Raw genomic sequence first — 5,225 nt, forward strand, 5'->3', positions numbered from 1 at the left:
AACTCGGTCATCGCCGCATCAAACTCCGAAGAGTTCGACGTGAACTTCCCCAGAGCATCCTGCAACGACCCCGCATGAGACTTCACCACCGTGTGATCAACCTCGAAAAAACCACTACCCGACAAAGCCGCGAAAACACTGCCACCAACTAATCGCCAGTGTCGACATTCAACATGCCGAGAGCAAACTCACCGAAGTCATCAAATCGCTCACCTGGAACAAAATCTCCCGTACCCGGCGACCAAATCTTCACCGGACACTCCCCATCCGCATCACGCTCCGACGTATCCAACACATACCACTCACCCATACCCGTATCGCTCACAATCACGAGCGACGCTGGCAGTCCGCTATCTAGACGCTCCCTGAGGCTTATGCCAACGCTCGGGACCCCAGACTCCGCAGTAACTGGCTTCCCGGGGATCAACCCGTAAAATTCTCTGGAGTTAACATCCCCAAGCCCTAACGACGCCACGAATTGGCGATACGACGGGGGGAATGCCACTCCAAGTTGAGACTCCGCATCGGCTATCTCGCCCTCAGTTACCGCGCCTTCGAAATCGCCGTCCTCAGCCGGTGCCCGGTCTATAAACGACCGCACTTCTTCGATACCCAAGAAATTATTCCTTTCGCTTCAGCACTCACGTGAAGTCGTGGCGCCTGGCCCGCCAGTATCTTCCACGCCAACTGTCGAATGCCGATCTGTTAATCCCAGAAGGGGTTGAACTAGGATTGATATGCAGCAATCCGTGATTCTCTTTATGTACCTGTTGTGTAAGTTCAACAATCGGGCTGTTGTCTCGCTGGCCGATATGGTGCAAGTTCAACGGATTTCCGTCATGCCCAATCGGAGCATTTCCTCGCTTCATTCGTTCGAGGTTGGTTCGGCCGCGCTCATCGACACGGGTCGGGTCGAATAGGTCGTCGCGCTGCCACACATTCTTACCCTTGACCTCCTCACGCGTCCAGAAATCACCCTTCCCCTTGAAGTGGATCTTAAGCCCGAGTGGGTCGACCGCGACGTGTGGGTTGTGGACGTAGGCGGTGGCGCTGGCCGGGTTGGGCCCCACACCCAACGGGTCGGGGCTGGTGTAGGTGGCCGTCGCCGGGTTGTAGAACCGGAACCGGTTGTAGAACAGCCCGCTTTCCGGGTCGTGTTGCTGACCGGCGAACCCCAACGGACTCGACACACCCTGCCAGGTGGTGTGCCCCCACACACTGCGCACCGCACGCCCAGCAACCTGCCCGGTGAGCGGGTCCACCAACTCCGTCGGCGCACCCGCCAAATCCGCGACGATCGCATAAAACTCGGTATCCACCCGCCCCTGCGACCACCCATCAACACCACCACGATGACCATCGGGTGCTGGATAGGCGACGGGTGGCGTGATGTCGGGTGGCGTGATGTCGGGTGTTGTCTTGTCTGGTGTGGTGTCGGTGTGCGGGGTGTGGTGGACAACTTCCTGAGACACCACGTCCCCACCATCGGGGTGATAGGTCCACACCCACGTCGACGACGCCCCGGCCGCAACCGGACCGCGCGGGGTCAGGGCCGTATTCGACTGCAGGACCAGATCGTTACCGTCCCACCCGAATACCACCTCATCAAGAATCCGGCCATCACGATCGACATGGGACTTGCTGACCCGACGCCCCAACCCGTCATAGCCGTACCGCCAGCGCGTCCCATCACCGCACCCCACCTCACGAATCTGGCCGCCATCGGTATACGAGAACTCGGTCACCTCCGCCTTACGGGACAACCGTGCCCGCACCCGCACCCGCAGCCGGCCCGCCGCATCATAGGTGAACCGATCCCGACCCACCCGAGTGACCAACGTCCCCGACCGAGACACCCGATCCGAACCATCCACCCGCGCCACACCCGCCACCGGCGACGCCGCCACCCCCACCGGCTGACCCGCACCACTATCCGCGCGCGCCAACACCCCCGACGGCGTGTACCCAAACCACTCACCACCACCAGCACCGGTACCCGCGGCGCGGGTGCCGCCGACAGTCGACGGGACCGCTGCGGTGACCCGGCCCGAAGCGTCCACATCAAAGCGCGTCGCCCCCGCCACCGCATCATCCACGCCGGTCACATACCCGTCGGCCCGATACGACCACACCCGCCCCGCCACCAACCGCTGCGCCCCGGTGGCCTGTTCCCCACCGGCGACTCGTTCCGCACCGGCCAGGACGTGTTGGCGCGACAGGCGGCCACGCCGGTCAAAAGACTGCCGTAACCGTGCCGACCGCCCGAACCGGCGTTCACTCTCCCGACCCGCCCCGTCATAGCCGAACCCGATCCGCCGACCTTCCGGGGTGGAAAAGCGTCCCCCGGCATCGATACCCGCCAACCGGCCGGCCGCATCGAAACCGAACGTCGCCGACCACGACCGCCCACCCGTGGTGACCTCCCGATCCGTACGCCGCCCCACACTGTCGAACCGTGACCGCACCACCACCCCGTTGACCGTCTCGGCCACCACCCGACCCACACCATCGCGCTCGAACTCCACGCGCGCATCACCATTGACCACCGACACCAAATCCCCAGCGACGTCATAGCCATACTCGGTCACACCATCAGCAGTGGCCGCCTCCGACACCAACCGCCCCAACAGATCAAAACGTCGAGCCCGAACATGCCCGAGCGCATCAGTCACCACCACCGGCCGGCCCAGACCATCCAACCCGAACGTGCTGCGCGCCCCGTTGTAGTCGGTTTCCGCGACCACCCGCGCATCCCGGTCACGCTCGAACCGCCACGACAAACCATCAGGACTACGCACCCAGGTCTGCTCCATCGTGGAGTCATACCCGATCTCCACACGCCCACCCGACGGGTCGATCACCGCCCGCGGATGATCGAACACCGTGTACTCGGTGCGCGTCACATGCCCAGCCTCATCAACCACCTCGACCTGGTTGCCCTCCGCGTCATAACCCAACAGCACCCCGGTCCCATCGGGATACACCTGGCCCAGCAACCAGCCCTCCACCGTGAACTCCGAGCTGGTCACCGCACCATCGGGGTCGGTCACCGCCACCACATCACCGAACACATTGCGCTCAAAACTCCACACCCGCTGCGCCGGATCAATCACCCGCACCACCCGACCCGCCGCGTCATAGTCAAACTCGGTGCGCGCACCATCGGCATCCACCCGCGCCGCAGTGACCACACCCGAAGCCCGCACCACATGCTCGAACCGCGTAACCGCACCCACCGGATCGGTCACCGCCACCACACTGCCGAACCCATCCAGCACGGCTTCACTGACCCGGCCGGCCTCATCGGTCACCCGCGCCGGCATCCCCCACGTCCCACGCTCGATGGAACTGACCCGGCCCTGCGGATCGGTCGTGGCCACCTCACACCCGAACTCATCGAACACCGTCTCCCAACGGGCACCATCACCACCGGTAAACGCCGTCGGATTGTGGTGCACATCGTGTTCGAACTCGGTCACCACCCCCTCGGCCGACACGATGCGCCACACATCACCGGCCGCGGTCGAGCGATACACCCACGGCTGAATCCGGCCCAACACCTCATCAACCAGCAACTCCTCGGCAACCACCAAACCCGGCTCAACCACGCTCGAGTCCACCGCACCGTCACGGCCACGACCAGTCAACCCCGCCCCAGCCAACCCACCCGACTCCAACAACGCCACGATCGGCAACTGCGCCAACCGCGCCAACCGCTCCTCGATACGCTCATCACGTTCGTGCTCGGCCAACACGTCGGTCACCGTCTCCACCAACACCACAATCCGGCCACCCACCGGGGCATCGGCACCCACATCCGGCAGATGCACCAACGCATTCGGGAACATCCCCGACGTACCGACCTGCCGCACCACCCGGCCGCGATCGTCGTACCGGTAGTGATACGACACCCGGTTGCGGTCAGTCCACGACACGATCCGCGCAGCATCGTCATAAGCGAACCGCATCGGCACACCACTGGAATTGACCACCTCGGCAAGATTGGCGCGCGCGTCATACCGGTAGGACACCACCGGGGTCGACACACCCACCTCATCACGCACCGCCAACCCCAACACCCGGCCCGTCACCGCATCAGTATCGACCTCGACCACCGCACCGCCACCATGACGAACCTCGCGGACCAACCCGCTCTGCTGGTCATACACCAACTCGAACCGGTGCCCCGTCCGCGACACCACCGCACTGAGCCCGATCACCACCGCCGAGTCCGCCACCCCCGCCAACGACGACGAACCCGCCACCGGTACCGAACCAACCGCCAACACCGAATCCCGGGGTACTTCATCCTGGTGCGGCTCATCAGCGGTCATCCGCACCGAGCCCTCATCGCCGACGACCGAAAACTCATACGTCACACCAGCAGCCACATTGCGTACCCGATACGCGCCATCAACAAACGACAACGGCATCGTGCCCACCCGCGGCATCACCTCACCGACCGCGTCAGGATCGGGCCGGTCGTACCACAACACCGAACCATCCACATTCACCAACGCGATACCGTCAGCATCCACCTCGACCCGGCAATCGAACAACGACGCCCACGACGGACCAAACGCCGTCCCCAACCCGAACGACGACACCGCTTTACGCTCCACAATCAACGGCAACTCGCCACCGATCGTCAGATCCACAAAATCATCGACCATCGCCCCGGTCGCCATATCCACCGGCTCGGCACCACGGCAGATATACCGCGACGGACGAGCCCGCTCCGCCAACTCCTTCGCCGCGTTCTTCCCCACCCCCTTCATACCCAGCTTCGCCAACTGGGCACCCTTACCCGCCCCCGGAATCGCACCGGCCGCCGACATCGCGAACTCACCCCACGACATATTCCCCGTCAACGTCAACGCCAACCCGATACCCACACCAATACCCGCGATGATCCCACCCACCAACGTGCCCAACCCCGGCAACAACGCCACCAACGAGCCCACCGTGATCAACACATCCGAAATCGTCTTCAACACATCAGCATGCTCATCAATCCAATTACTCACCGACTTCCAAAACGCCTTCCAGCCCTTCGGATTCTCCTCAAACGGCGTGTCCTTCTGCCCATCCAACACATCAACCGCGGTCTGAGTGATCGCCTCCATCCGCCGATGCACACCCTCACCATCACCCAACAACCGCTCCCACACACCCACCGCCGCCGTATACCGCCCCCACGCCGCCGACAACTGCCCCGCCACCGC

At 63.5% G+C, this 5,225-nt stretch carries 2 protein-coding genes; both read right to left on the reverse strand.

Annotation, left to right across the window (positions count from 1 at the left end):
• Positions 1-148: 148 nt before the first annotated feature.
• Positions 149-616, reverse strand: coding sequence for an SMI1/KNR4 family protein (locus ABZW74_RS23870; RefSeq protein ID WP_240862853.1), 468 nt, complete (start codon positions 614-616; stop codon positions 149-151).
• Between the two features lie 25 nt (positions 617-641).
• Entirely contained in the window at positions 642-5,177 is a 4,536-nt protein-coding gene (locus tag ABZW74_RS23875; RefSeq protein ID WP_355279903.1) for an HNH/ENDO VII family nuclease, read from the reverse strand.
• Between the last annotated feature and the right edge of the window lie 48 nt (positions 5,178-5,225).

This window comes from Gordonia sp. NPDC003585 (genome assembly GCF_040610755.1).
Classification (GTDB): domain Bacteria; phylum Actinomycetota; class Actinomycetes; order Mycobacteriales; family Mycobacteriaceae; genus Gordonia.